Here is a 26,101-nt window from a genome sequence, read left to right on the forward strand (position 1 = left end):
CCCATGGCCAGAATGAAATTCATGTGTGACACCAAGCGCTGCATCGAGTGCAACGGCTGTGTGACGGCGTGCAAGAACGAGAACGACGATGCCCTCGAGTGGGGCATCCAGCGCCGCCGGGTGGTGACCCTCAACGACGGCCTGCCGGGGGAGACCTCCATCTCGGTCGCCTGCATGCACTGCACCGATGCCCCCTGCATGGCTGTCTGCCCGGCCGACTGCTTCTATCACACCGACGACGGCATAGTGCTGCACAACAAGGATCTCTGCATCGGTTGCGGCTACTGCCTGTTTGCCTGCCCGTTCGGGGCGCCCCAGTTTCCGAAGACCGCCGCCTTTGGCGATCGGGGCAAGATGGACAAGTGCACCTTCTGCGCCGGTGGCCCGGAAGAGGATCACAGCGAAGCGGAGCGCCAGAAGTACGGGGCCAACCGCATCGCCGAGGGCAAGCTGCCCATGTGTGCCGAGCTCTGCTCCACCAAGGCGCTGCTGGCGGGGGATGCGCAGGTGATCTCCGACATCTTCCGCGAGCGGGTTGCCTATCGCGGTGCCAAGGATGCGGCTTGGGGTAATGGCGATGAGCTGTTCCACGATGCCAGCAAGCTGAACAAGCAGGGAGGGGCGGCATGAAAACCTGGCTAATGGCCCTGTTTGCTGCCCTGCTGCTGGTGAGTACCGCAAGTTTCGCCGATGCCGAGAAAGAGGCGGTCGGCTTTGCCGGTGCCGATTATTGGCGGGCGGTGAAGGATGGGCAGGAGGGGGTGACCACCTCCCGCTCGCCGGAGCACGGAGTGCTTATCTCGGTGCCGGGCCAGCTCTGGTTCGAGGTGAAGACCAAGTGGGTGTCGCCGCTCGGTGCCATCGCTATCTTTGGGTCGCTCGCCATGTGCGGTCTGATGTACCTGGTGGTGGGGCAGACCAAGCTCTCCAAACCGCGCACCGGGCGCAAGCTCAAGCGCTGGAGCCGGCTGGATCGGGCGCTGCACTGGACCACGGCGGCCATGTTCCTGACCCTCTCCGGATCGGGGCTGGCCATCATCTACGGCAAGTACTTCATCAAGCCGGTGGTGAGCCTCGGGGTGTGGGAGAACTGGATCTGGTTTGCCAAGGTGTTCCACAACTACGTGGGGCCGCTCTTCTTCCTCTGCCTGATGGGGGTGCTCATCAAGTGGTTCCGCCACAACATCGTCAACATGGTGGATGTGCAGTGGTTCATGAAGTTTGGCGGCATGCTTGGCAAGCACAAGGGAAGCCACCCCTCGGCGGGCTTCTCCAACGGCGGCGAGAAGGCGATCTTCTGGCTATTGATCTGGTTTGGCGGCATTGTGGTGGCGACCGGGCTGTTCCTCGACTTCCCCATCTTCGGCCAGCTGCGCCGTCAGATGGAGTGGGCCAGCTTCATCCATATCGTAGGCGCCTTGATCCTTATCTGCGGCTTTATCTTCCATATCTATATGGGCCTGTTCCAGCTGGAAGGGGCGCTGGAGGGGATGGTGACCGGCGAGGTGGACGAGACCTGGGCCAAGGAGCACCACGACCTCTGGTATGAAGAGGTGAAGCACACTCTCGATGAGCCCAAGGCGGGTAAATCATGATGGTCGACAAAGAGTAAAGGGAAGGGGCGCTGAGGCGCCCCTTTTGATGGCGGGTCGATGGTGATGGCAAATTGATTGAGCGATGCCGCAAACGGCGATGGTTTTTTGGGCCACCTTGAGCAACAGTAACAGGGGGTCCATTCACACAAGGGATGACAAATGATGAGAAAAACATGGCTGGCAGCGGTATGTGCATCTGCGCTCTTCGGTGGTATTGCGGGCGTGGCGCAGGCGGCTGACGGGATCAAGACCCAGCAGGTACAGTTCAAAAAAGGGGAGTCAGGGGCAACCATCAACGGCACCATTCAAGGTAGCCAGACCCTCGATTACAAGCTGACGGCCAACAAGGGCCAGAGCATGGTGGTGATCCTGACCGGCAAGCCCTACTTCAATATTCTGCCGCCGGGCAGCAAGGGGGAGGCGATGTTTATCGGCTCTACGGAAGGGAACAACTTTGAGGCGACCCTGCCCGCCAAGGGCACTTATACCATTCGGGTCTACCAGATGGGGGCGGCCGAGAGCAGCAAGGCCAAGACGCCGTTCAAGCTGGAGGTGGGCATCAGCGGCTAATGCCAGCAGCTGACAAGCATCACAGAGGTGGCGGCCACAAAGGGCCGCCACCGTTGTTTTATCCCCTCTGTTTTTGCCTCGCCAAGGTTAATAGTCCCCCCGGGAAAGCCGTTCGAAGTAGCGCTGATAACGTCCGCTGGCGATGGCCTGCTGCAACTGCTGATTGAACTGATCCCGCAGTTTGGCTGAATCCGGCATCTTGCGTGGGAACATCACGAAGCTGTCGTTGCGCAGAAAAGGGGTCTGACTGTGGGTGATGAGTGCCGCGCTGGCGGGGTCGAGCTGGCTCTGCAACTCGGCCAAACCGACTCGCAGCTCTTGCGGATAGAGGTCGATCCGTCCGCGCAGCAGCTTGCCGAAATTCTGCTTCACGTCGGTAACCCGCTGCTGGCTTACCTTGCCATCGGCCACCATTTTGTCCAGCTCGGGCCCGTAGCTATAGGCGATATCGCCCCCCAACCGCATGCCGATGATCTGCTCAAGGCGCTCGGCCTGCAGCTGCCGTGATTTGAGGGAGAAGAAGACAAACTGCTCCTGCAGCACCGCTTCGCTAAACAGAAAATCCTGCTCCCGCTCCGGTTTGTGCATCCAGACGGCGGTGGCATCGTAGAGCTGGCTATTGGCCGCCAGCGAATAGACCCGACCCCAGGGGGCGAAGTGGAACTTCACCTCATAGCCCGCCTCCTTGAACAGATCGCTGATGAGGTGGGCCACTGGCCCGTGCTGTTTTGACTGCTCGGAGACGAAAGGGGGCCATTCACCCACGATGATGTTGAGTACCCGGCCCGGTGCGGCGAGAGCCGACTGGCAGGTCAGAAACAACCACAGAGCAAGCAGCGGGATCAGGCGCATGGCTGAAAGAAGGGGACGCAGGCTGGCAGATGCGAGGGCATCAGATCACTCCCGGCTGTGATGCGGTGAAAGGGGCTGGGTTGCCCGCAATGCTAACATGAGTCTCATTCCTTGCCGTGGATATTTGTCTCGCCAGGGTCGCCGGGCGCCTATTTTGGCCGCAGGGTATGCCCAAGCTCACAAAACCGATCGAGTAAACGTCATATGATTGATTTCATTATGAGTCTTGCTCTCCTGCCGAACGGCAATTTCACGTAAATCAAAGAGAATGACTATGGCTACCGGACAATATCTGCTGTGGAAAGATGCACAGGGACAGGATTTTCGCCCCGTTGCACTGACCGGCACTGATCTGCTTAACAATCGATACCTCAACAAGGGCACGGCCTTCACCGAACAGGAGCGGGCCGATTTTGATCTCGATGGTTTGCTGCCGCCTCAGGTGCAAACTTTTGAAGCCCAGCTCGAGCGAGTGTATGAGGGGTTCAAGAGCGCTTGCAGCGATATCGAGAAGTACCAGAACCTGCGTGCCCTGCAGGATCGCAACGAGACTCTCTTCTATGCCCTGTTGTCACGCCATGTGGAGGAGATGACTCCCTACATCTATACCCCGACCGTGGGCAAGGCGTGTCAGGAGTTCAGCCACCGCTTCCAGAAGCCGCGCGGCCTCTACATCACCCCGGACAACGTGGATGACATGGGCAGTCAGGCCCGCCACTTCGATGCCAAATCGATCCGCATCATAGTCGTCACCGACAGCCAGGGCATTCTGGGGATCGGCGACCAGGGTGTAGGTGGTATGGGGATCCCCATCGGCAAGCTGGCGCTCTATACCTTGGGGGCAGGTATTCACCCCGCCTGCTGCATGCCCATCGCGCTGGATGTGGGCACCGACAACCAGAAACTGCTCGACGATCCCATGTATCTGGGCCGCCCCCACAAGCGTATTCGCGGCAAGGAGTACGAGGAGTTCATCGACAAGTTCGTGCAGGGGGTCAAGCGCCATTTCCCCAATGCCGTGCTGCAGTGGGAAGACTTCAGCAAATCCAATGCCTTCAACAATCTGGCCCGCTACCAGCAGTCACTGCCGTCATTCAACGATGATATTCAGGGCACCGGTGCCGTGGTGCTGGCCGGTATCATCGGCGCGGTCAAGGTCAAGGGGGAGACCCTGGGCCAGCAGAACTATCTGGTCTATGGCGCTGGCGCCGGTGGGGTTGGCGTCGCGGATCAGATCTGCGCGGGGATGATCCGCGAGGGGATGGATCCGCAGGCGGCCCGCGATCGCATCTACATTCTGGATACCCAGGGGCTGGTGTGCGACAACCGGGACGGGCTTGACGAGTACAAGCGTCGCTACGCCAAGCCGGGGCTGCTGCTGGCAGGCTGGGATACCGAGGTACCCGGCAAGGCTAATCTGGCCGATGTGCTGCGTCATGTACCCATTACCGTGTTGTTGGGTACCAGCGGCTCGGGCGGTGCCTTCCAGGAAGAGCATATCCAGCTGATGCTGCAGCATTGCGAGCGCCCCATGGTGTTCCCGCTCTCCAATCCGACCGCCAACTGTGAAGCGCTGCCGGAGGATATCTACCGCTGGAGCAAGGGCAAGGCGATCGTGGCGACCGGTAGTCCCTTCAAGGACGTGAGCTACGAGGGGCAGGAGTTCCGGGTCGGGCAGGGCAATAACGTCTTTATCTTCCCCGGTGTAGGTCTGGCGGCCATCGTCAGCCAGCTCCGCGAGATCACACCCGATGTCTTCACTACTGCCGCCTTTGCGCTGGCTGAGTGCGTGAGTGAGGTTGACCTGGCGAAAGGGGCCGTCTATCCCCGCATTCGCGAGCTGCGCAGCATCTCGGTGCATGTGGCGACCGCCGTGCTCAAGGATATCGTGCGCCGGGATCCCTCCCACCCGCTGATCGGTCAGGATCTGCAGCAGCATATCCTCAACCACATGTGGGAGCCGGTTTACCTGCCCTATCGTCGGGTATAACCGCATATTCACCGCTCGGATAACGGGTCGGTAAAGATGACAAGGGGGTAGCGCTGCTACCCCCTTTCGTTTACCCCGTGGCATTCACTAAGTTCGCAATGGCCGCCAGCGCCCTTGCTGACTGCGACAGGCGGTATCCTGCCACTGCTGGCTCGCCTTGCCGATATAGAGTTGCTCGCGATAGTCGCGGCACCACTCCCCACTGGGATGGCGGAAGGTGCGTAGCGGGGTGACGCTACCCGAGTGACGGTTAGCCGGATTGAACCAGGTGAGGCTTTGCCCTTTGGTGCGGGTTTCCAGCGCCTTGGCAAGGGCCTGATTGGCTAGTTGAACATCTGCCTTATCCATCTGATGGTAAAGCGGCGGGGTGTCGACCGTGGCGCAGCCAGTGAGGCCGAGCAGGAGGAGTGGTAACAGATATCGCATCATGGTTGCCCCTGTTGGCGAAAACCGTTGTTGAGCAGCGCCCGCTCCTGCTCATCGGTAAGCACTTGCTGGCGATCATCGACCGTGCCATCACCTCTTAGTTTGTTGCCGTTGGCATCGACAGCATCCACACCGTTGTCATCGACCGTGCCATCGCCCCTGAGTTTGTTGCCGTTGGCATCGACGGCATCCACGCCGTTGTCATCGATGGTTCCATCACCCCTGAGCTTGTTGCCGTTGGCATCGACGGCATCCACGCCGTTGTCATCGATGGTTCCATCGCCTCTGAGCTTGTTACCATTGGCATCGACAGCATCCACACCGTTGTCATCGATTGTGCCGTCACCTCTGAGCTTGTTGCTATTGGCATCGACGGTATCTACACCGTTGTCATCAACGCCATTGCCAAATCCGCGGCCACCCCCATGGCGTTCTCCCCCTGCATGTTTTTCTCCACCAGCATGCCGTTCACCTCCACCATGCTGCTCTCCGCCGGCATGCTCGCCTTGGCCGCCACTGTCATCGCTGCCCCCATCGCTGTCGCTGCCACCGCCGCTGTTGCTGCCCCCATCGCTGTCGCTGCCACCGCCGCTGTTGCTGCCCCCATCGCTGTCGCTGCCACCGCCGCTGTTGCTGCCCCCATCGCTGTCGCTGCCACCGCCGCTGTTGCTGCCACCGCCGCTGTTGCTGTCACCGCCGCTGTTGCTGCCACCACCGCTGTTACTGCCGCCGCCGCTGTTGCTGCCTCCGCCGCTGTTGCTGCCACCGCCGCTGTTGCTGCCTCCACCGCTGTCGCCACCACCACTGCTACCCCCACTGCCACCATCGCCATCTTTGTTGTGAACGATCAGCTCATTGGCGATGTAGCTGTGGCTGCCATCGAGCAGCAGATTGAAGAGTGCGGTAGTGGGAGACGCCTCGATCCAGCAGAGTGACTCAACCAGCAGTAATTCCGGCTGGGATTGCAGGGCCAGATTGCCCGTCACCATAACAGGTGCCGGGCGACACATTATCTGCATGCCGGTAAATAGCGGCAGCACCGCCAGTTGCGGGTTTTCGGTTCGGGTCATGGCCGGTGAGATGGCTGCCCAGCCCCGCGTGGTCAGCAGAGGGTGTTCTGCGGTAAAGAACGGGGGCAGATCATTGATCCCGTAGAGTCTGCGCTTGCCCAGTATGACCCGTTCGATCGCCAGGATCCGGTTACTGCCGCCGTGTTGATCCAGCACTCGTTCACCGACCCGGAGCGTCTCTATGGGGCGGGTGGAGCCATCGGCCATCGTGATGCGAGTGCCGGCGATAAAGCAGGACTTGGCATAGGCCTGATTCATTTGCCACTCATTGTGGGTGAAATCATAACTGAACGGGTTCGCAAACAGGGCGAGTGCGATGGCCGAGCCGATAAGCAATCTGCGCTGGCTGGCCTTGAATGGGGGCTGTGACATGGGGACTCCTTGTCCATCTTGATTCACAGGATCCAGTATAGAGCGCGCCCCTGGCGGCGGCATTTTTGACCATGAACACAATAAACATGATGGAAAAACGATTGGCGTTCGTCACAATAATGCGTAAAATCGCATACTCGATGCTTGTAGCAACGAATACCGCCTAAAAAGCCAGTTTCATGCCCTTCCCAAGCAGTAAAAGGTAACAAGTGACGAATTTGTGTTCATTTTGTGCCTTGAAAAAGTCTTGTGATAACTGAAAAGTGATAAATATCCCCATCAGTTATCAAAAAATTAAGGACATCCATGTTTTCCTTAGTCAAGCAAAGTGTCGCCGGGCTGCAAATCCTGTTTGTCGCCTTCGGTGCCATGGTTCTGGTGCCCCTGCTCACCGGACTGAACCCCTCTATGGCCCTGCTTGGCGCCGGTGTGGGCACCCTGTTGTTCCAGCTCTGCACCCGCCGCCAGGTCCCGATTTTCCTCGGTTCCAGCTTTGCCTTCATCGCCCCCATCATCTACGCCACCCAGACCTGGGGATTGCCATCCACCATGTTTGGCCTGTTTGCCGCCGGTTTCATGTATTTCATTCTGGCAGCGCTGATCCGGGCAAAAGGGATGGGGTTTGTGCACAAATTGCTGCCCCCGGTGGTGATTGGCCCGGTGATCATGGTCATCGGTCTTTCTGTGGCGCAGGTTGCCTGCAACATGGCGATGGGCCGCGCCGGTAGTGAGCAGGTGGTTCCTGCGGGGACTGCGCTGACGCTGGCCGGTATCTCGCTGGCGGTCACCCTGATTGCAGCTGTGTTCTGCAAGGGGTGGATCAAGCTGATCCCCATCCTGTGCGGTGTGATTGCCGGTTATGTCTCGGCGGTGTTCATGGGCCAGGTGAGTTTCGATGGCATGGTGAACGCCCCCTGGCTGGCGCTGCCCCACTTCGAAACCCCGGAGATCAACTGGGCTGCTGCGTTGTTCATGTTGCCGGTAGCCATCGCCCCCTGTATCGAGCATATCGGTGGCGTGTTGGCGATTGGTGGCGTGACAGGCAAGGATTACACCAAGGATCCGGGTTTGCACCGTACGCTGGCCGGTGACGGCATCGGCGTCTGCTTCGCCGGTTTCATCGGTGGCCCCCCTGTGACCACCTACGCCGAAGTGACCGGTGCCGTGATGATCACCCGCAACTTCAATCCGGTCACCATGACCTGGGCTGCGGTGTTTGCCATCATTCTGGCCTTCTTTGGCAAGTTCAATGCGCTGCTCACCTCCATCCCGATGCCGGTGATGGGCGGTATCATGCTGCTGCTGTTCGGATCCATCGCTGCCATCGGTCTCAAGACGCTGGTGGAATCCAAGGTGGATCTGGGACTGTCACGCAATATCGCCATCGTCGCCGTGACTCTGACTGTCGGTGTCGGTGCGCTGGAGATGAAGATTGGCGACTTCGCGCTGGCCGGCGTTGGCCTGGCCTCTGTTGCCGCCATCCTGCTCAACCTGATCCTGCCTGCGCACTCCGAAGAGGGTGTGATGGACGCGGCCAAGGACTGAGTTCCACCAGACGTTTATCGTTGATTTGGAGAAGGCCACCTCGCGGTGGCCTTCTGTTTTTCGGGTATCTCGCGCCACTTTTTGGCTCGGCGGAGCTCATCTGGAATCTAATCTGGAAGCAGATGAGGGGGTTAGCATTCTCATTTGACGTATCTCTTTTCGTGACCTTAGCTAAAGGACAGGTTTGGCTCTGAGGTCTCCTCGAGCAGTATGGGAAAATGGATGTTGGCGTTTTATATCATTTCTCTCCCAGACCCCTGTCATAAAACGATGCGCTTCTTCTTTGCCACGGCGCTGTTGTATGGCAGAGGCTTATCCGCCCCACTCCGCACTCCCCTCATGCTGCCCTGGCATGTTTCCACCTCGATTTGTTGTGAGCCTCCCTCGCCGGTTGCGTTTCGTTGCGCACAGGCAAAATCCGGATCTGTTTGCTGCTGCACATGGGTGGGTGGCGAGCCGTGAAAGCCGGCATGACCCCTGCGGGTCAAACGTGCACCGCCATCGGTAACGGCGGATGTTCAGGGATGAATGGCAAGCAAAGCGAGGTTGCAATGAACTATCAACTGCTGTGGAAAAGTGCAATTTTTTCAGTCTCTTCCATGATGGCGATAAGCGCTGTTCAGGCTGCGCCACTGAATGTGATGACCGAGGATTACCCGCCATTCAACATGCAGGGAGAGGGGGGCAAGATTGTCGGGCTGTCGACCGAGGTGGTCGAAGAGCTGTTCAAGCGTGCCGGGGTCGAATACAAGCTGACCCTGATGCCCTGGAAACGGGCGTACGAAGATACCCTCGGTACTCCCCATACCGCCCTCTACTCCACGACCCGCACTCCGGAGCGGGAAGCACTGTTCAAGTGGGTAGGGCCGCTGGTCAATAACAACTGGGTATTTTTCTCCAGTTCGACCGCCAATATCACGGTCAAGTCGCTGGAAGATGCCAAGCAGTATTCGGTGGGTGGCTATAACGGTGATGCGGCCGCCGAATATCTCAAGGCCCAGGGATTTGCCAAGTTGCAGCTGGCCGCCAACGATACCGCCAACGTGAAGAAACTGGAGGCCGGCCGCATCGATCTTTGGGCAACCGGCCAGTATCTGGCCCCCTATCTGGCCAGCAAGGAGAAGGTGGCCTCACCCAAGCCGGTCTTCGTGTTCAAGGAAACCCAGATGAGCTTGGCGTTTAACAAGGATACGCCCGATGAGCTCATCACCAAGCTCAACGAGATCCTCGCTGCCATGAAGGCAGATGGCACCATCGACAAGATCAATGCCAAGTACCAGTAACAGTACCAATAGCAAGTGCCGCTCAATGGCACTGCGCCGGCTGCCGTAAAACCGGGAGGAAACCATGGATTGGAAAAGTCTGACGTTCAGGATTGCCGTGTTGACCTCCCTGTCGGTGAGTCTGCTACTGGTGTTGTTTGGCGGTTACAACTACCACGCCGTCAAGGCGGAGAGCTACAGCAAGCAGAGTGCGCTGGTCGAACAGGCCATCGGTCGGCTGCAGCTCTCCCTGCCCGGCCCGCTGTGGAATTATGAATCGGCCTTCATCGAGGCATCGCTCAAGTCCGAGCTGGCTGCCGATATCCTGAGTGCTTTGCTGGTGGTCAACAAGGACAAGCTGGTGGCCGGGTTTGCCCGTGACTCGGCGGGGAGCATTGCCCCTGTGACAGCCATGCCTGCCGATACCGCTGCCTATGGGGGATATGACCTGGTCTATGACGACAGCGGCCAGAAAAACACCGTGGCCCGATTGCTGGTGCAAACCAGTGATGCTGCCATTCAGGCCCAACTGCGCCAGCAGTTGATCACTACCGTCTGGCAGATCCTTGTGCTCGATCTCTGCATCATTGCGCTGCTGATGGTGCTGATTCATCGCAACGTGCTCAGGCCGCTTCACCAGATGAATCAGGCGGTATTCGATCTGGCCAAAGGAGAGGGGGATCTGACCCGGCGTCTGAAGATCAGCCGTCAGGATGAGATGGGCGCGTTGGCCACCAACATCAACCACTTTCTTGCCAAGTTGCAGGAGATGGTGGCGGAGATCAACGAGCTCTCTGCCGGTGTGTTGCAAACCGCCGAACTCTGTGACTCCCTCTCGGCAGATACCCGGGTAGGCAGTGACGCCCAGCAATCCGAGCTGGATCAAGTCGCCACCGCCATCACCGAAATGAGTCAGGCTGTGCAGGAAGTGGCTGGTAACGCGGTGAAAACCTCTGGCGCTACCGATGAGGCCAACCTCTATGTGGAGCAGGGTTACAATCTGGCGGGCCATGCCAATGAGGCCATCCATCAACTGGTGGGGGAGGTGGAGCGAGTCGCCACCCTGATGCGCACCCTTTCGACCGAAAGCAGCAGCATTGGCACCATCATCGAGGTGATCAACGGCATTGCCGAGCAGACCAATTTGCTTGCCCTCAACGCGGCCATCGAGGCGGCGCGGGCGGGTGATCAGGGGCGCGGTTTTGCGGTGGTGGCGGATGAGGTACGCACCTTGTCGGGCCGTACTCGCCAGTCGACGGAGGAGATCAGCGCCAGTATCAAGCGGTTGCAGCAAGCGACCCAGAATGTCGGGGCCGGCATGCAACAGAGTCAGGAGAAGGCATCCCGCGCCGGCATCGAGGCGGCAGATGTGCAGATATCGGTGGAGAAAATTAAAAATCAGGTCAGCCTGATCCGCGAGATGAACATGTATATCGCTCAGGCATCGGAAGAACAACACTCGGTGGCAGAGGCGGTCAGCCATAGCGTCAACCGGATTGCGACGCTCAACAGCGAGAGTGCAGCCAGAGTGGCAAAGGTTGCCGAGGCCAGCAGTGATCTGCGGCAGCTATCGGCCCAGCTTGACACCCTGCTCAAGCAGTTTCGGGTCTAGTCAGTTAACTTCGCCCCGTTGGATCATCCTGCGGGGCAGGACGGTTCCCATTAATTTGAGGCGTGGCGAGATGTAGTGAGGGGCAAGGGGCCTTGTCCAGCAGCGCTTTTCGTCATACCCATGTCACTGTTCAGCTGAGATTGGCGTGACCGCGATACGCGAAACTCGCAGCATCATGCTCTGCCCGATACGCGGTCCGACAGCGCTGGACGCATATTTTCATTTTCCCCGCTCATGCCTGCTTGCATCTATTGTGCCGCTGATCTCGACCCTTTAGAATTTCGTTTAATTACAGCGAGTCCTGAGCCGCCATCTGGCTTTATCAGGTGTGGAATCCCATCTTCTTCATGATGAATGCAAATAACAGGTGGTTGGTATGACGGGGGTTGCGCCAGGCAATAACATATCAGCCTATCACTTCGGTGATTATGTCTTTGATGTCAAAAGGCGAGAGCTGATCTTCTGTGCCGACAAGGACAACTTGCAAAGCGCCCGGGTGGTGCGCTTGTCATCGGCAGAGAGCCTCATTTTCAGCTATCTGCTCGATCACCATGACGAGGTGTGCGACAAGGATCTGTTGCTTGATATCGGCTGGTTGGGTCGCCCCATCAGCCCCAACTCCCTGAACGTGGCTATCGCCAATATTCGCCGCCACTTCGCCTCATCCCCCCAGACGCTGGATATCAGAAGTACCCCGAAAAAAGGGTACTCCCTGCATCTGAACTGCAAGATGAAGAGCTATTACGGCAAGGCACTGCCAACAGAGAGTGAGCCCTTGCCCGAGCCGATGAGCGAGCCCACGTCTGCAGCGGCTGCGCAGCCACCGTCGACATCACCAAGCTCCGACCACGAGGTCATCAAAGAACCTGCTGCTCCCCGTTCTTTTGGTGAGCGGGCCAAACTTGCCTTTCTCAGCGGTATCGGGCGGCCAATGCTGGCAAGGGGCCTGATATACGTCAATCTGCTACTGGTTGTGCTGGTGGCGTTTGTCGCCAGCTATCTCCATTTCGAGTGGCTCCATGTGCACTGCACCGACTCGCCGACCGGCGTTGTTTGCCAGATGGAGGCACGGAGCGATGTGCCACCAGTCAAACCAGCATCGCTGGTGCTGGTCTCCGGCCACCAGGTTCGCGTGCTTTCCTATAAAGAGCTCGAAAAAACGCTGTAAGGGATCTCTGATGAAACGAACGCTGAAAAATACCTTGCTGCTGTTGCCACTGCTTGTCGTGCTGCTGTTTGTGGTCGGGATGTTTATCAACAGTCTGGGCTGCCATTACGATCTGAAAATGTCGGCCAATGGAGTCAACTATCACGGGGTGTGCCGCTGGGGCAAAATCACCGTGATCGAAGAGGAGGAGGCGACCAGGGAGAAGTGGCGGGTGACCGGTTTTCAACTGACCTTCTTCAACCAGCTTGTTTACCTCATCGACAGTCGTACCCAACTGCACGAATCGGGTAACGATGACTCCTATCTCAATGAGTACAACCTGATCCAGTCGCAATATGCGCTGGTCAACTATGCCTGGGTGCCGCTGACTGAAAACAAGGTGGCGATCTTCCAGCGCGATCCGGTGCATGAGGTCGTGATTGCCCAGCGAGATGGCTGGTTCGATCTCTACCGCTGGTTCTTCCCTCCGGCACCGCTGGTGCCTGTTCAACCACAAAGCGCAGGTGCCGGGCGTCCCGCTAGTTTCTAAGCAACTTGCACCAGGGGCCGGTGACCTCGCAGTGGCCTGTCTCATCACTGTTTTGCCAGCCCAGCCGATGGTAGAAGGCTACTGCCGCCGTGTTGCGGGTCGCAACCTTGAGCGAGCCGTACGGCGAATCAGCGAGGCCCCGCTCCAGCAGGGCGCGTCCTATCCCCTGACCGTGCCAGTCGCTTGACACATAGAGGTGATGGACGAAGTGATCGGGCTGCCAGATGGCGATAAAGCCGCAGATATTGCCCCCCTGTTCGGCTACCCACACCTGTTCACCTTTGGTCTGCGCCTCGAAATCCTCGAGTTGGAAACGGGCGGGATCGACCCAGTGAAAGGTGTGGCGGCGGCTCTTTAAAAACAGCCGGGCCAGTTGGGGAATGTCGTGTTCTTCCATGAGCCGGATCATGATGCCCTCCCGGATCAAGCCAATGTTCATTGAGGCAGCTGCACAGCGGCAGGTTAATCGATGCAAATGACAAGGGTGTGATTAAGCACTGTCCATTGTATTTGCCATGGGGCTATACTGCCGGAGTCCCTTGTATGGATGGCTTGAGGATCGCTGATTTATGGACAATAAACTGATTGAAGGCAACATTTTTGTTCCGGCGCACATAGACGATGTCTGGCACGCCTGGACTACCGAAAGCGGTCTGCGCAGTTTTCTGGCTCCCGAATGTTTGATGGTGGCCGAACCGAATGGTCCTTTCGAGATCTACTTCAGGCCTGATGCTCCGCTGGGTGAACGTGGCAGCGAAGGGTGCCGGGTCATGGCCGTCATGCCCTATGATTTGCTCAGTTTCAGCTGGAATTTCCCGCCCAGCCTGCCCCATATCCGTCAGCAAAAGACCCAGGTTTGCCTGCGCTTTGTGCCGGAAGGGCAGGGGACTCGCCTCTACTTCCTGCAGAGCGGTTGGGCCAATGATCCGGATTGGGATCAGGGTTATGCCTATTTTCGGGAAGAGTGGCTGGAGACCAGCCTGCCACGGTTGCAGTACCGTTTTACCCACGGTCCCATCGACTGGAATAATCCCCCCGACAAGGCGCAGCTGAAGGCGCTGGCCCAGTAATCCCGGATATCAGACATAAAAAAAAACCGGCCAAAAGGCCGGTTGAAACAGTTCAGGCTTGTCAGGTGACAAACGTATCCAGCGGATGAGAGTCGCTTTCCACTCCTTGTGAAGCACAACTCTCTTGGTTACGTGCGGCTACTTTATGCCATTCACACTGAATCGAGGCTGAACCATGGATGATCCCGCCTCGTTCCCCTCTTCAATCAGATAGTGATCCCCATCGACTGGCGCAAGTAAGCGCCCGCACCGAGCAGCCCCGGCCCTTCATGGGTGATCAGAAACACCGGGATCTCCTTGAGGTAGGACTTGAAGCGCCCCTTGTCTTCAAAGGCGACCCGGAAACCGGAACCGGTAAAGAACTCCTGGAAGCGCGGCACTATGCCACCTGCGATATAGACGCCACCAAAGGTGCCCATATTGAGGGCCAGATTGCCGGCAAAGCGGCCCATCAGCACGCAGAACAGGCTCAGGGTGCGACGGCAATCGAGGCATTCCCCGGCCAGTGCGCGCTCGGTAATGTCTTTGGGGGCAAACGGTTCGGGCTCACGGCCATCGGATTTCACCAGCCCGCGATAGAGATTGACCAGACCCGGGCCGGAGAGGAAACGCTCTGCCGAGACATGGCCCAATTCGCCTCGCATCACCTGCAGCACCGCATCTTCCTCTTCGGTGTTGGCAGCAAAATCCACATGACCACCTTCACCCGGCAGGCTCAGCCACTGCTCACCCGCCTTGACCAGATGGGCGACCCCAAGGCCGGTACCCGCACCATAGATGGCGATGGGCTTACCAGCCACTGGCGCCGCGCCGCCCAGCTGGATGCGATCCGATTCAGCCAAGACCGGAACCGCCATCGAGACCGCAGTAAAGTCGTTGATCACTTGCAGGCGTGCCAGCCCGAGATTGCTCTGCATCTCGCTGATGGAGAACTCCCAGCTGTGGTTGGTCATGGCAACCCAGTCACCGTTGATGGGGCAGGCGATGGCGATGCAGGCTTCAGCCACCTGAACCTTGTGTTCCTCCAGATAGAGGCGTACCACGGCTTCAAGGCTGGGATGGGCCAGACCTGAGTAGGTCTTTGCCTGAGAGATAGTACCGGTGGCCAGCTCACACAGGGCCAGACGCGCATTGGTGCCGCCGACATCGCCGACCAGCGCATGGGTATGCTGCATAACAACTCCTTCGTTACAGGATGGGGACGACTCTGATGTCCCGAGATTATTGTTGGATTATGACGGCCCATTCTATCCGAGCTCAGGCTTGCTCACCCGCCGGATCGATACAAACGTGCGCCTGCTCACAGTGTTGTTGCTTTGCAACATTTGTAAGCGCTTTCATGGCAAGGTGACGTTTTGTAACGAAAAGTACGAAATAATTAGAGATGAGTCATACTTTGTATGGCAGGCGTTAGTTGCGATAACCGCTTGTCTTGTATAGTCCTTAGCTTGAATGGAAACTTGCTTAGCCGTAGATTGAGTGCAAAGACACTGAAGCTAAATTACAAAAACGCCTGGTGGTGATGATGAATACCCTTGATAAAATTACGAACAACTTGGAAAGTTTCAGTAAATCAGAACGCAAGGTTGCCGAGGTGATCCTGGCGTCTCCCCAGACCGCCATCCACTCCAGCATCGCCGCTCTGGCCAAGATGGCCGATGTCAGTGAACCGACCGTCAACCGCTTTTGCCGCCGTCTCGATACCAAGGGCTTTCCTGATTTCAAACTCCATCTGGCCCAGAGCCTGGCCAATGGCACCCCTTACGTAAATCGTCATGTGGAAGCGGAAGATGGGCCCGATACCTACACCGCCAAGATTTTCGAATCCACCATGGCCTGTCTGGATGCCGCCAAAAACAGCTTGGATATCTCCGCTATCAACCGCTGTGTCGATATCCTGACCCAGTCCAAGAAGATCAGCTTCTTCGGCCTTGGCGCCTCCTCCGCCGTTGCCCGCGATGCCCAGAACAAATTCTTTCGCTTCAACATTCCGGTAGTGAGCTTTGACGATATCGTCATGATGCGCATGAGCTGCATCAACAGCAGCGAAGGGGATGTGGTGGTGCTGATTTCCCACACCGGCCGCACCAAGGCGTTGGTCGAGATCGCCGCGCTGGCTCGCGAGAACGACGCCACCGTGATCGGCATGACCGCCAAGGACTCCCCTCTGGCCCGCGAGTGCAATCTGGTGCTCTCCATGGATGTGCCGGAAGATACCGATGTCTATATGCCGATGGCATCCCGCATCGCCCAGCTGGCGCTGGTGGATGTGCTGGCGACCGGTTTTACCCTGCGCCGGGGGATGAAATTTCGCGAAAATCTGAAGAAAGTAAAAGAGGGATTGCGCGAATCCCGCTTCGAAACCCCGCACTCTTCCTGAACCGTCGGGGGCTCCGGCCCCCGACTGTCTATGCCACCCGCCTTGGTGTAGTATTGTAATTTAATAACAAAAACCACCCAGATGGTTTGCAAACGGGTGCATCGAGCCATGGGCTTGATGGGGCAGAATCTCAAGTCATATCAACTTCATATTGGAGTCTTTCATGCCTAGACGTACAAAGATTGTAACCACACTCGGTCCGGCTACCGACCGCGAAGGGATCCTCGAAGGGATCATCCGCGCCGGGGCCGACATGGTGCGGATGAACTTCTCTCACGGCACTGCTGAAGACCATATCCTGCGCGCCAATCAGGTGCGTGACATTGCTGCCAAGCTCGGTCGTCACGTCGCCATCATGGGTGATCTGCAAGGCCCGAAAATCCGTGTTTCCACTTTCAAGGATGGCAAAATCTATCTGGCCATCGGTGACAAGTTCATTCTCGACGCGGCACTCGGCAAGGGTGAAGGGTGTCAGGAGCAGGTCGGTATCGACTACAAGAGCCTGCCAGACGATGTGGTTCAGGGCGACATCCTGCTGCTGGACGATGGCCGTGTGCAGCTGAAGGTCGAGCAGGTTGAAGGCACCCGCATTCACACCTCGGTGACCGTGGCCGGGCCGCTCTCTAACAACAAGGGCATCAACAAGAAAGGGGGGGGTCTCTCCGCTCCGGCCCTGACCGAGAAAGACAAGGAAGACATCAAGACCGCTGCCCGCATGAATGTGGACTATCTGGCAGTCTCCTTCCCTCGCTGTGGCGATGATCTGCGCTATGCCCGCGAGTTGGCCCGCGAAGCCGGCTCCAATGCCAAGATCGTGGCCAAGGTTGAGCGCGCCGAAACCGTCGCCACCGATGAGGCGATGGAAGACATCATCCTCGGTTCCGATGCTGTGATGGTCGCCCGTGGCGATCTGGGTGTCGAGATCGGTGACCCCGAGCTGGTTGGCGTACAGAAGAAGCTGATCCGCCACTCCCGTCGTCTGAACCGTGTGGTGATCACCGCGACTCAGATGATGGAGTCGATGATCAATGCGCCGCTGCCGACTCGTGCAGAAGTTATGGACGTGGCCAACGCCGTGCTGGATGGTACCGATGCGGTGATGCTCTCCGCCGAGACTGCTGCCGGTCAGTTCCCTATTGAGACCGTGACCTCCATGGCGAGCGTCTGTGTCGGTGCCGAGAAGCACCCGAGCCTGAACGTCTCCAACCACCGCATGAGCTACACCTTTACCTCGGTAGAAGAGGCGGTGGCCATGTCCACCATGTATGCGGCCAACCACCTGGAAGGGGTCAAGGCGATCGTGGCACTGACCGAATCCGGTACTACGCCGCTGCTGATGTCCCGTATCAGCTCCGGTCTGCCGATCTTTGCCATGTCTCCCCACAACAAGACCCTGGCCTGGACCAATCTCTACCGTGGCGTCACCCCGGTGATGTTTGACGGTGACGAGACCAAACCGGTCTACGAAGTGTGCCGCGACGCGCTGGCCGTGCTCAAGGAGAAGGGGCTGCTGCAGAGCGGCGACATGGTGCTGCTGACTCACGGTGACAAGATGGAAACCGTGGGTAGTACCAACACCTGCAAGGTGATGATGGTCGAATAAGCCCGTCCGGTTTTACTGTGCTTAACAAGGCTGCTCCTCTTTGATGAGCAGCCTTTTTGTTAACTGCTGTCGGGCTGTGGCGGGATAAGCAGGACTCAATGATTGCTTAACCGCATTCCCCTTCCGATAATGCGGGAGTGATTTTCAGCGGGTAGCCTGTTGTAGATGATCGCACCAGATAACCCAGACACTCGACAATACGGGAGTGAAAAAATGAACAAACGTAACTGGTTGCTGGCCCTGTCACTGAGTCTGGCCTTCTCACCCTGTTATGCCGACTGGGCCAAGCTCAAGGCCGCTGCGTCCGATCTGGGAGCGGCAGTGAGCGAGACCAGCAAGGAGGTGTGGCAGGATGTCAGCGATTTCTCCAAGAAGAGCTGGGCTTCCATCTCGGCATGGGGTGAAGAGGCGTTCAATACCGCCGGGGTCTGGACCGACAAGAGCATCGCGACCGGCAAGGAGTGGCTGAAGGCAGCCGACAAGGAGCTCAACGAGATGCTCAACCCCAAGACGGCGAAAGAGGCGAGGATCGCGCTCAATACCATGGCCGACACTGCGCTGATCCGGTTGTTCAACGAGCAGCCATCAGCCAAGTTGTTGTTTGACAAGGCTTATGGCTATGCAGTGTTCGATTCGCGCAAGTTCTCCCTGATGCTGCATACCAATCAGGGGGCCGGGGTGGCAGTCAATCGCAAAACCGGCAAGCACACCTATATGAAGATGTTTGGCGCAGGTCTGGCGGCCGGGATTGGTGGCAAGTTCTATCAGCAGGTGATCCTGTTTGAAGACAAGGCCAGATTCGATGCCTTCGTGACCCAGGGGTGGGAAGCTACCTCCGAAGTGGGCGTGGTGGCCGGCAAGGAGAGCGCCGAGCTTACCGCCAAATACAATGGCGGCATGGCCATCTACCAGATTGGTGAGAAGGGCCTGCTGCTCGATGCCAATATCTCCGGCTCCAAGTACTGGATTGACAAGGACTTGACTGAAACGAGCCGCTAATCCCGCCGTTATCGGTTGCTCACTGCACGCCATGCGCTTGTCGTGATCTCGCCAACAGGCCCGCAGTGCGGGCCTGTTTGTTCTCTCGGTGTCAGTGGGCCGAATAGACCTGCTTGCCCTTGAACATGGTCCAGAGCACCTTGGTCTCCTTGAGCTCTTCGCTTGCTACTTGCTCCAGATTGCGATCCAGCAAGATCAGGTCAGCACTCTTGCCCGCGCTGATGGAGCCAATCTCCTTCTCCCGTCCAATTACCTTGGCGGCGTTGAGGGTATAGGCCTGCAAGATGGCCTGACGGCTGATCTGCTCACTGGCGGGGGGCAGCAAGCCAAGCTCCCCTTGACGAGTGACCGCGGTATACATGGCGAGGAAAGGGTTGGGGCTGGAGACCGGCCAGTCACTGGCACCGGCGATAATGGCGCCGCTTTGCAGCAAGCTGCCTGCCGGATAGAGGCGGGCTAGCAGTGCCGGAGGCACTTTTCCTTCAAGCAGCAGGGTGGTCGCCACGTTTTTCCCGGCCCACAACAGTTGCATCGATGCGGCCACATTGAGTGGTTTGAAACGGGCAATGCTGGCCGGGCTCACCACCTCCAGATGGGTGATGCTGTGCAGCAAGCGGTGATCCCGATTGTGGGCCCGGGCATAGGCGATGGCATCGAGGGATTCACGGACGGCCCGATCGCCGATGGCATGAAAGTGAGCGATAAGTTGATGGGCATCCGCGGTGCGGATCAGCTCGTTGAAGCGCTGCTTGTCCAGATCGTCCTTGCCGCTGTAACCGGGACGGTTGAGGTAGGGCGCGCTCAACTTGGCGGTCTGGGATGGATACTCGATGACACCATCTTGCAGGATCTTTATCCCCACCAGTTTCACGTCCGGGGCATCTTGAAACTGCTGTTGCAGCGCCAATACGTCATCAATGATGGCGGGCGAGGCGTGGATCCCCACCAGTGCCAGTGCGGACACATGTCCGGTCAGCTTGCCTTCCCGGGAGAGCATGCTGTACGCCGGCAGCAGGCCGGTATCGCGGCGATCCGGCTCGGCGTTGAAGATGGGGGCGAGGGGGCGAATGTTGCTGATAGGGTCCATCCAGGCGGTAATGCCCACCTGATTGAGTTGTTTGGCGGCGGTCATGATGGCACTGGCAATCGTCTCGTCGCTGACGGGGGGCAGCGCCTTGAGGATGGCATCCCAGCCGCCTTCCGAGGCAAAGCCATTGAGCTTGCCGGATGGGGTGAGGCCAAAATTGCCTTTCAGCGGAGCATAACGACCGGCAAGGGTGTCGGCATCAATGCCAGCCTTGCGCAGCATGGCCTGATTGGCCCAACCGGTGTGGGCATCCGAACCGGCCAGCACTACGGGGATCTGCTGGTATTGCGGGCCATTGAACACCTGATCGAGCAGGGGAAGCTGATGCCAGTAGTCGAGTGAGACATTGCTGTATAGCTCTACATCACCCAGTGTCAGGCGGGGATCATCCTTGCTGCGGGTCAGAAATTGCTGCACCTGCTCAACCTCACTCATGGCGTCAGGAAAGTTAACCGTCATCCCCTGAAAACCGGCAAATGCCGCATGAACATGGCTGTCGATGAGCCCCGGCATCAGGTACTTTCCTTTCAGATCAAGACGCTTGGCATGGTTGCCTAGACGGGCGCTGACCTCCTGATAGCTGCCGACTGCCACTATCTTTTTACCTTCAATGCCGACCGCTTCCGGGTGAGGGTTCGCCGGATCACCACTGTAGATGGTGCCGCCAAAGATCAGTGTCTGGCTCTGTGACTGGGCATTGGTGGCAGCGGGAAGCGTTACCAGCAGGCTGGCGAGAAACAGCGTTTTGATATTCATGGGCATGACTCCGTCGCTTCGGTGCCCGAAGGCACCGAAGTGGGTAAATGGAAATGAGGTATCGGCTTATCGGTTGATCAGCGGGATACAGATATCAAACACGTAATGCTCCCGGTCGGGGTCCGTGCCTGCGTGGTATTGCTCGTAACACGGGCGATCGTCGCAGTTCAGCCCTTGGCCCACTACCCAGCGAAACGCCGTTTCCCAGCAAGCGACCAGTTGATCGCCGCGAGCGATAAACCGACAAACCGCATAGGGGCCCGCGGCGATGGTCTGGGTGGTTAACTGGCGCCCAGCGGGGATCTCTGGCCCCAGCTCGATGCAGACGTCAGTACGGCAACGGGTCTCATCGGTGATATCGGGGATATCCCAATAGAGACTCAGGGTACCCGCCGGTGTCATCGCCTCGTCTGAGGCGAACAGCGCGAGCAAATCCCGATGAGCTTGCTCGCAGGTCTCTTTGCCATAGGGGCCCAGGCGGCGCATGTACGCCACGCGCCGGGCGGGCATCTGCCTGACGCTAGCCCCCTGCAACAGACCCGGGTGTTCGGTGACCGGGTGCATGACCAGGCCATCGTAGGTGTCAAAGGGAAGGGGATCGTTTCCAATCTTGCTTTTCCAGTTCCCCCCCTGCTGCTGGCGGTATTCCGAGGGGCTCATGGCGAAGTGCAGGCGAAAGGCCTTGGCGAAATTCTGCGAGCTGGAGAACCCGGCGGCCAGTGCGAGGGTGGTGATGTCACTCTGAGGGGAGGCGAGCAAGCGACGGGCAGCGCGTTCCATACGCAGGCGCCGGGTAAATCCGGCAATGGTCTCGCCGACCATCGTCTTGAAAATACGGTGGAAGTGGAAGGTGGAGATGGCTGCCGCTGCTGCGACCTCATCCAGGCCCGGATTGTCATCCAGATGGTGGCTGATGTAGTCCATCGCCTTGAACACGGGTTTGCGATAATCCAGAGCGGACTCCTTGCCAGCCAGCAAAAGTGGGCGTCAGAGTCGGATTTAATCAGAGCCACCTGCCGTTGTCGAACCCGTCCGGCCTGGTCTGGCCACTCATCCGCATCGCGTTTTTAACGCATTGGCACTCTAATTGCTTGTTGCATGCCAGCGTCAATGATTTGTCTGGGGATGGAAAATGGAAATTAGTGCAAGCAGCCTGATGCAAGAGATGCAGGCGCTCAAGATCGAAGCAGGCGCAACGCCGCTGGCACAACCCGGTCGTCAGGTAACCTCCGACTTTGGTCTGCTACTGCAACAGGCGCTTGGCAACGTCAACGAGCTGCAAGGGGCCGCCAATGATCTGCGTACCCGTTTCGACATGGGCGACAAGTCGGTGGATCTGGCCGAGGTGATGATCGCGGGCCAAAAATCCTCCATCGCCTTTGAAGCCACGGTACAGGTGCGCAACAAGATGGTCGATGCCTACAAGACCATCATGAACATGCCGGTATAAGCGACGCCAATAAACCATGACGACTGAACATCATGAACATGTCAGCAATAAGGACATAAATCGTGGCTACTGACCAAAATGGCGATCTGCTGATAAACGATGAGGGCACCGCCGCCCTCGATGAAAATGAGCAGAAGAGTTCGGCGCTGGGCTTCCTGTCCAATACCGATGTGCTGCGGCAAATCACCCTGATCCTGGGGCTTGCCATCTGTCTGGCCATTGCGGTGTTTATCCTGCTGTGGGGCAAGGAGCCGGATATGCGTCCCCTCGGCACCTACACCACCCAGGAGCTGGTGAAGACTCTCGACTTCCTCGATCAGCAGAAGATCCCCTACGAGGTGGATGGCAAGAGCGTGCTGGTCAACGCCGAAAGCTACCCCACTATCCAGCTGGCCCTGACCCGTGCCGGTCTTGCCAATGCCACCGATAGCAACATCGGTGGTGAAGATATCCTGCTTAAAGATTCCAGTTTCGGCGTCAGCCAGCGGATGGAGAGCGAACGTCTGAAGCTGAGCCGCGAGCGCCAACTGGCGAGCGCCATCGAGCAGTTCCAGAATGTGGCCAAGGCCCAGGTGCTGCTGGCCATTCCGAAAGACAACGTGTTTGCCCGCAACGAACGTAAACCCAGTGCCACCGTGGTGCTCAACCTGAAAGGGGCGGCGCTGGGGCAGGGGGAGGTGGACTCCATCGTCGATATGGTCGCCTCCGCCGTACATGGCCTTGAGCCGACCCGCGTCACCGTCACCGACCAGAATGGCCGCCTGCTCAACTCCGGCTCGCAAGACCCGATCTCGGCCCAGACTCGCAAAGAGTTTGCCATGCAGCAGAAGCAGGAGCTGGAGTACAAACAAAAAATTGACGCCATCCTGATCCCGGTGCTGGGGGCTGACAACTATACGGCGGAAGTGGATCTCTCCCTCGACTTCTCCCAGCAGGAGCAGACCCGCAAGACTTACAACCCTGACTTGCCTGCTGTGCGCTCCGAGATGACCATGGAAGAGAACAGCGCCAGCGGTAGCAACGGTGGGGTGCCCGGCGCCCTCTCCAACCAGCCCCCTGCTGCCTCCAATATTCCCGAGGAGGCGACCGGTGGTGATGGTGCCAGTGCTGCCGCTTCGGGCCGATCCCGCAAAGAGGCAACCCGCAACTTCGAACTGGACACCACCGTCAGCCATACCCGTCGCCAGATGGGTGGCATTCGCCGCATGACCGTCTCGGTTGCCGTGGATTACAAAGCGGTACCCGGTGCCGACGGGGCCGTGACTCGTGAGGCACGCACCCAGGCAGAACTCGATACATTGCGCCGTTTGCTGAGCGGTGGCCTTGGCTTTGATGTGACCCGGGGTGATACCCTTGAGGTGGTCGCGATTCCGTTCAATCGCCCAGAGCTGGATACCGTGGCCGAAGTGCCGCTCTACGATCAGCCCTGGTTCTGGCGTGCGGTGCGGATTGCCGCCTCGGTACTGGTGATCATCGTCTTGATCGTCACCGTGGTTCGCCCCATGCTCAAGCGACTGCTCTACCCGGATGCCAAACCGGAAGGGGAAGTGGATTTCGACAACCACACCGTACTGGGTGGCGACGACGAGTTGAGTCTGCTGTCGGCACAAGTCGAGAACGATCAGGTATTTGGTGTACGCGATGGCCAGCTGAAACTGCCGGATCTGCACCGTGACGAAGACTTGCTCAAGGCGGTACGTGCGCTGGTGGCGAACGAGCCGGATCTGGCCGCTCAGGTCATTAAAGAATGGGTAACGAACAAAGATGCCTGAAGAAAAGAAGAGTCAAGTCACCGGCAATGACATCACCGACAGTCAGCGCCAGATCCTCGATCAGATGTCGGGGATGGAGATGGCTGCGGTGCTGATGCTGAGCCTCAATGAAGAGGATGCCGCCCAGATCTTCCGTCATCTCGAGCCCAAGCAGGTGCAGCGGCTCGGTATGTCGATGGCCTCCATGTCTGACTTCAGTCACGATCGGGTGGCTGCGGTGCACCGTCAATTCATCGACGATATCCAGAAGTACACCAACATCGGTATCGGCAGCGAAGACTTCGTGCGCAAGGCGTTGGTGGCGGCCCTTGGCGAGGACAAGGCGAGCAACCTGGTGGACCAGATCATTCTCGGTTCCGGCGCCCGCGGTCTCGATTCGCTCAAGTGGATGGATGCCCGTCAGGTGGCCAGCATCATCCAGAACGAACACCCGCAGATCCAGACTATCGTGCTCTCCTATCTGGAGCCGGAGCAATCCGCCGAGATCCTGAGCCAGTTTCCGGAGCAGGTGCGCCTCGATCTGGTGATGCGTATCGCCAACCTCGAAGAGGTACAACCGGCGGCACTGCAAGAGTTGAACGACATCATGGAGAAACAGTTCGCCGGTGCGGCCGGTGCCCAGGCAGCCAAGATGGGCGGCCTGAAGGCTGCCGCCAACATCATGAACTATCTGGATACCAATATCGAAGGCCAGTTGATGGACTCCATCCGCGAGTCGGACGAAGAGATGAGCCAGCAGATCCAGGATTTGATGTTCGTGTTCGAAAACCTCATCGATGTGGACGATCGCGGCATCCAGACCATGCTGCGGGAAGTGCCTGGGGATCTGCTGCAACGCGCCCTCAAGGGCTCCGACGATCAGATGCGCGAGAAGATCTTCAAGAACATGTCCAAACGGGCGGCCGAAATGCTGGCAGACGATTTGGAGGCCATGGGGCCGATCCGGGTCTCCGAAGTGGAAGCGGCCCAGAAAGAGATCCTCTCCATCGCCCGTCGTCTGGCGGATGCTGGCGAAATCATGCTGGGTGCCGGTGGCGGCGAGGAGTTCCTCTAAGCCATGGCCCATAAACCGAATTGCGATGCCAAACCCGCATCAGGCAGTGGTGAGGAGCCGCGCAAAGCATGAACAACAAACTGCGTGGGTATGTGCGCCCCGAGGGCGATGATGCCCGGGTTGAGACTTGGGGCTGGCCCGAGATGGAGGTCGAGGTAGAGGCGGGAGCGCCTACCAATGCTCTTGGCCTAGCCCCTGACTGGTATCAGCAGGAAGAGGAGGTGGTGGAGCCGGAGCCCGAACAGGAGCCGACCCCCAGCATCACCGCCGAAGAGCTTGAAGCGATCCGTCAGGCCGCCTGGGAAGAGGGGATGGCCGAGGGACGCGAGTCCGGTTATGCCAAGGGGATGGAAGAGGGCAAGCTGGAAGGATTGCAACAGGGCCACTCTGCCGGTCTCGAACAGGGGCGCGAGGAGGGGCTGGCCATGGGCCGCGAGCTGGTGGAGCAGGAGATCGCCCACTGGCAGGGGCTCGCCGCGCGCCTTGCCAATCCGCTTAACGAGCTGGATCTGGCGGTGGAGCAGCAGTTGGTCTCGCTGGTGATGCAACTGGCCCGCGCGCTTATTCGTCACGAAGCGGAGACCTCTCCTCGCATTTTGCTGGAGGCGCTTAAAGAGGGGCTGGCCTTGCTGCCCGCCGCCGAACAGGGGGTAACTCTGATGCTGCACCCCGACGATATAGCGCGAATCGAGCAGGCATTTGGCGCCGAAGAGTGCGCCAAGCGCCACTGGCGATTGCAAAGCGATCCCACCCTCTCTCCCGGCGATCTGCAACTGGCGACCGAGCTCTCCAGCATCGATTTGACCCTCTCCGGGCGCATCGATCAGTTGCTGCGCAACTTCTTGCGGGACAATGCGTCGCAGAAACCGGCTTCTCAGGATTCACGCCCATAACCGATGCCGGACGTTGCCGTCCGGCTGCACTTTTTAGCTCTCAGGA

At 58.5% G+C, this 26,101-nt stretch carries 23 protein-coding genes and 1 pseudogene; 17 read left to right on the forward strand and 7 right to left on the reverse strand.

What is annotated here, in order from left to right; all coding sequences use genetic code 11:
* Positions 1–3 precede the first annotated feature (3 nt).
* The 3 genes from fdh3B (at position 4) to ACTG2T_RS15690 (ending at position 2,165) form a co-directional block, all read left to right on the forward strand.
* Complete coding sequence (gene fdh3B / locus ACTG2T_RS15680; protein ID WP_005334799.1) at positions 4–630, forward strand: formate dehydrogenase FDH3 subunit beta; 627 nt, start codon at positions 4–6, stop codon at positions 628–630.
* Positions 627–1,595 carry a formate dehydrogenase subunit gamma gene (locus tag ACTG2T_RS15685; RefSeq protein WP_139407985.1) on the forward strand — a complete coding sequence of 323 codons (969 nt, stop codon included), beginning with the start codon at positions 627–629 and terminating at the stop codon, positions 1,593–1,595. Before fdh3B ends, ACTG2T_RS15685 begins: the two co-directional genes overlap by 4 nt.
* A 159-nt stretch (positions 1,596–1,754) precedes the next feature.
* The gene (locus tag ACTG2T_RS15690; RefSeq protein ID WP_234920528.1) at positions 1,755–2,165 is read left to right on the forward strand and encodes a DNA breaking-rejoining protein; all 411 of its coding nucleotides are present in this window, start codon (positions 1,755–1,757) and stop codon (positions 2,163–2,165) included.
* 87 nt (positions 2,166–2,252) lie between these two features.
* Here ACTG2T_RS15690 and ACTG2T_RS15695 read toward each other — a convergent pair whose 3' ends face one another.
* Positions 2,253–3,017: a substrate-binding periplasmic protein gene (locus tag ACTG2T_RS15695; protein WP_330125043.1), complete on the reverse strand. Its 765-nt coding sequence runs from the start codon at positions 3,015–3,017 to the stop codon at positions 2,253–2,255.
* A 274-nt stretch (positions 3,018–3,291) separates the two neighbouring features.
* Here ACTG2T_RS15695 and ACTG2T_RS15700 point away from each other — a divergent pair, with 274 nt between their 5' ends.
* The gene (locus ACTG2T_RS15700; RefSeq protein WP_005334789.1) at positions 3,292–5,007 is read left to right on the forward strand and encodes an NAD-dependent malic enzyme; all 1,716 of its coding nucleotides are present in this window, start codon (positions 3,292–3,294) and stop codon (positions 5,005–5,007) included.
* 87 nt (positions 5,008–5,094) lie between these two features.
* Here the strand turns inward: ACTG2T_RS15700 and ACTG2T_RS15705 are convergent, their stop codons facing one another.
* Both ACTG2T_RS15705 and ACTG2T_RS15710 read right to left on the reverse strand, forming a co-directional pair.
* Complete coding sequence (locus ACTG2T_RS15705; RefSeq protein WP_202002041.1) at positions 5,095–5,436, reverse strand: RT0821/Lpp0805 family surface protein; 342 nt, start codon at positions 5,434–5,436, stop codon at positions 5,095–5,097.
* A complete protein-coding gene (locus tag ACTG2T_RS15710) occupies positions 5,433–6,875 on the reverse strand; it encodes a hypothetical protein (RefSeq protein ID WP_439973795.1) in 1,443 nt (480 codons plus the stop codon). The genes ACTG2T_RS15705 and ACTG2T_RS15710 overlap by 4 nt, the downstream gene beginning before the upstream one ends.
* A 306-nt stretch (positions 6,876–7,181) precedes the next feature.
* Between ACTG2T_RS15710 and ACTG2T_RS15715 the strand changes: the two genes are divergently transcribed.
* The 5 genes from ACTG2T_RS15715 to ACTG2T_RS15735 all read left to right on the forward strand — a co-directional run bounded on the left by ACTG2T_RS15715 (position 7,182) and on the right by ACTG2T_RS15735 (position 12,991).
* The gene (locus ACTG2T_RS15715) at positions 7,182–8,420 is read left to right on the forward strand and encodes a uracil-xanthine permease family protein (protein WP_005334784.1); all 1,239 of its coding nucleotides are present in this window, start codon (positions 7,182–7,184) and stop codon (positions 8,418–8,420) included.
* A gap of 551 nt (positions 8,421–8,971) precedes the next feature.
* Positions 8,972–9,703, forward strand: coding sequence for a substrate-binding periplasmic protein (locus ACTG2T_RS15720; RefSeq protein WP_439973796.1), 732 nt, complete (start codon positions 8,972–8,974; stop codon positions 9,701–9,703).
* Between the two features lie 64 nt (positions 9,704–9,767).
* Positions 9,768–11,294: a methyl-accepting chemotaxis protein gene (locus ACTG2T_RS15725; RefSeq protein ID WP_330125045.1), complete on the forward strand. Its 1,527-nt coding sequence runs from the start codon at positions 9,768–9,770 to the stop codon at positions 11,292–11,294.
* 376 nt (positions 11,295–11,670) lie between these two features.
* A complete protein-coding gene (locus tag ACTG2T_RS15730) occupies positions 11,671–12,462 on the forward strand; it encodes a winged helix-turn-helix domain-containing protein (protein WP_330125046.1) in 792 nt (263 codons plus the stop codon).
* A 10-nt stretch (positions 12,463–12,472) separates the two neighbouring features.
* Entirely contained in the window at positions 12,473–12,991 is a 519-nt protein-coding gene (locus ACTG2T_RS15735) for a hypothetical protein (RefSeq protein ID WP_005353702.1), read from the forward strand.
* On the opposite strand, the gene ACTG2T_RS15740 is transcribed toward ACTG2T_RS15735, so the two are convergent.
* Complete coding sequence (locus ACTG2T_RS15740; protein ID WP_330125047.1) at positions 12,981–13,400, reverse strand: GNAT family N-acetyltransferase; 420 nt, start codon at positions 13,398–13,400, stop codon at positions 12,981–12,983. The two genes, ACTG2T_RS15735 and ACTG2T_RS15740, sit on opposite strands and share 11 nt — an antisense overlap.
* Positions 13,401–13,560: 160 nt before the next feature.
* Here ACTG2T_RS15740 and ACTG2T_RS15745 point away from each other — a divergent pair, with 160 nt between their 5' ends.
* A complete protein-coding gene (locus ACTG2T_RS15745; RefSeq protein ID WP_005334766.1) occupies positions 13,561–14,061 on the forward strand; it encodes an SRPBCC family protein in 501 nt (166 codons plus the stop codon).
* A 206-nt stretch (positions 14,062–14,267) separates the two neighbouring features.
* Here the strand turns inward: ACTG2T_RS15745 and glk are convergent.
* Positions 14,268–15,242: pseudogene (gene glk, locus ACTG2T_RS15750) on the reverse strand (glucokinase); the annotation flags it as partial.
* Between the two features lie 344 nt (positions 15,243–15,586).
* Here glk and ACTG2T_RS15755 point away from each other — a divergent pair.
* The 3 genes from ACTG2T_RS15755 (at position 15,587) to befA (ending at position 19,043) form a co-directional block, all read left to right on the forward strand.
* Positions 15,587–16,441 carry a MurR/RpiR family transcriptional regulator gene (locus ACTG2T_RS15755; RefSeq protein ID WP_005334759.1) on the forward strand — a complete coding sequence of 285 codons (855 nt, stop codon included), beginning with the start codon at positions 15,587–15,589 and terminating at the stop codon, positions 16,439–16,441.
* A 163-nt stretch (positions 16,442–16,604) separates the two neighbouring features.
* Positions 16,605–18,044, forward strand: coding sequence for a pyruvate kinase (gene pyk / locus ACTG2T_RS15760; protein WP_127006719.1), 1,440 nt, complete (start codon positions 16,605–16,607; stop codon positions 18,042–18,044).
* Positions 18,045–18,257: 213 nt separating this feature from the next.
* On the forward strand, positions 18,258–19,043 hold the full coding sequence (befA, locus tag ACTG2T_RS15765; RefSeq protein ID WP_064340915.1) for a beta cell expansion factor BefA: 786 nt from the start codon (positions 18,258–18,260) through the stop codon (positions 19,041–19,043).
* A gap of 91 nt (positions 19,044–19,134) precedes the next feature.
* Here the strand turns inward: befA and ACTG2T_RS15770 are convergent, their stop codons facing one another.
* Together ACTG2T_RS15770 and ACTG2T_RS15775 are read right to left on the reverse strand one after the other, a co-directional pair.
* Positions 19,135–20,886, reverse strand: coding sequence for an amidohydrolase (locus ACTG2T_RS15770; RefSeq protein ID WP_330125048.1), 1,752 nt, complete (start codon positions 20,884–20,886; stop codon positions 19,135–19,137).
* A 66-nt stretch (positions 20,887–20,952) separates the two neighbouring features.
* Positions 20,953–21,864 carry an AraC family transcriptional regulator gene (locus tag ACTG2T_RS15775; RefSeq protein WP_330125049.1) on the reverse strand — a complete coding sequence of 304 codons (912 nt, stop codon included), beginning with the start codon at positions 21,862–21,864 and terminating at the stop codon, positions 20,953–20,955.
* Between the two features lie 154 nt (positions 21,865–22,018).
* On the opposite strand from ACTG2T_RS15775, the gene fliE reads away from it, so the two are divergent.
* The 4 genes from fliE to fliH all read left to right on the forward strand — a co-directional run bounded on the left by fliE (position 22,019) and on the right by fliH (position 26,055).
* A complete protein-coding gene (fliE, locus tag ACTG2T_RS15780; protein ID WP_005353687.1) occupies positions 22,019–22,336 on the forward strand; it encodes a flagellar hook-basal body complex protein FliE in 318 nt (105 codons plus the stop codon).
* 62 nt (positions 22,337–22,398) lie between these two features.
* Complete coding sequence (fliF, locus tag ACTG2T_RS15785) at positions 22,399–24,108, forward strand: flagellar basal-body MS-ring/collar protein FliF (RefSeq protein ID WP_005334750.1); 1,710 nt, start codon at positions 22,399–22,401, stop codon at positions 24,106–24,108.
* The gene (fliG, locus tag ACTG2T_RS15790; RefSeq protein WP_005334749.1) at positions 24,101–25,162 is read left to right on the forward strand and encodes a flagellar motor switch protein FliG; all 1,062 of its coding nucleotides are present in this window, start codon (positions 24,101–24,103) and stop codon (positions 25,160–25,162) included. Before fliF ends, fliG begins: the two co-directional genes overlap by 8 nt.
* A 68-nt stretch (positions 25,163–25,230) precedes the next feature.
* Positions 25,231–26,055, forward strand: a complete 825-nt coding sequence (gene fliH / locus ACTG2T_RS15795) for a flagellar assembly protein FliH (protein WP_120415649.1) — start codon at positions 25,231–25,233, stop codon at positions 26,053–26,055.
* Positions 26,056–26,101 lie beyond the last annotated feature (46 nt).

It is taken from the genome of Aeromonas sp. 75A (assembly GCF_051919425.1).
Lineage (GTDB): Bacteria > Pseudomonadota > Gammaproteobacteria > Enterobacterales > Aeromonadaceae > Aeromonas > Aeromonas veronii.

Bases quoted from the DNA above. Each gene is read 5' to 3' on its own strand.
- ACTG2T_RS15685 (WP_139407985.1), top strand. From the start codon at position 627: ATGAAAACCTGGCTAATGGCCCTGTTTGCTGCCCTGCTGCTGGTGAGT.
- ACTG2T_RS15740 (WP_330125047.1), bottom strand. From the start codon at position 13,400: ATGATCCGGCTCATGGAAGAACACGACATTCCCCAACTGGCCCGGCTG.
- ACTG2T_RS15700 (WP_005334789.1), top strand. From the start codon at position 3,292: ATGGCTACCGGACAATATCTGCTGTGGAAAGATGCACAGGGACAGGAT.
- pyk (WP_127006719.1), top strand. From the start codon at position 16,605: ATGCCTAGACGTACAAAGATTGTAACCACACTCGGTCCGGCTACCGAC.
- ACTG2T_RS15720 (WP_439973796.1), top strand. From the start codon at position 8,972: ATGAACTATCAACTGCTGTGGAAAAGTGCAATTTTTTCAGTCTCTTCC.
- fdh3B (WP_005334799.1), top strand. From the start codon at position 4: ATGGCCAGAATGAAATTCATGTGTGACACCAAGCGCTGCATCGAGTGC.
- ACTG2T_RS15710 (WP_439973795.1), bottom strand. From the start codon at position 6,875: ATGTCACAGCCCCCATTCAAGGCCAGCCAGCGCAGATTGCTTATCGGC.
- ACTG2T_RS15770 (WP_330125048.1), bottom strand. From the start codon at position 20,886: ATGAATATCAAAACGCTGTTTCTCGCCAGCCTGCTGGTAACGCTTCCC.
- befA (WP_064340915.1), top strand. From the start codon at position 18,258: ATGAACAAACGTAACTGGTTGCTGGCCCTGTCACTGAGTCTGGCCTTC.
- ACTG2T_RS15725 (WP_330125045.1), top strand. From the start codon at position 9,768: ATGGATTGGAAAAGTCTGACGTTCAGGATTGCCGTGTTGACCTCCCTG.
- ACTG2T_RS15735 (WP_005353702.1), top strand. From the start codon at position 12,473: ATGAAACGAACGCTGAAAAATACCTTGCTGCTGTTGCCACTGCTTGTC.
- ACTG2T_RS15745 (WP_005334766.1), top strand. From the start codon at position 13,561: ATGGACAATAAACTGATTGAAGGCAACATTTTTGTTCCGGCGCACATA.
- ACTG2T_RS15715 (WP_005334784.1), top strand. From the start codon at position 7,182: ATGTTTTCCTTAGTCAAGCAAAGTGTCGCCGGGCTGCAAATCCTGTTT.
- ACTG2T_RS15755 (WP_005334759.1), top strand. From the start codon at position 15,587: ATGAATACCCTTGATAAAATTACGAACAACTTGGAAAGTTTCAGTAAA.
- ACTG2T_RS15690 (WP_234920528.1), top strand. From the start codon at position 1,755: ATGATGAGAAAAACATGGCTGGCAGCGGTATGTGCATCTGCGCTCTTC.
- ACTG2T_RS15705 (WP_202002041.1), bottom strand. From the start codon at position 5,436: ATGATGCGATATCTGTTACCACTCCTCCTGCTCGGCCTCACTGGCTGC.
- ACTG2T_RS15695 (WP_330125043.1), bottom strand. From the start codon at position 3,017: ATGCGCCTGATCCCGCTGCTTGCTCTGTGGTTGTTTCTGACCTGCCAG.
- fliG (WP_005334749.1), top strand. From the start codon at position 24,101: ATGCCTGAAGAAAAGAAGAGTCAAGTCACCGGCAATGACATCACCGAC.
- fliE (WP_005353687.1), top strand. From the start codon at position 22,019: ATGGAAATTAGTGCAAGCAGCCTGATGCAAGAGATGCAGGCGCTCAAG.
- ACTG2T_RS15730 (WP_330125046.1), top strand. From the start codon at position 11,671: ATGACGGGGGTTGCGCCAGGCAATAACATATCAGCCTATCACTTCGGT.
- fliH (WP_120415649.1), top strand. From the start codon at position 25,231: ATGAACAACAAACTGCGTGGGTATGTGCGCCCCGAGGGCGATGATGCC.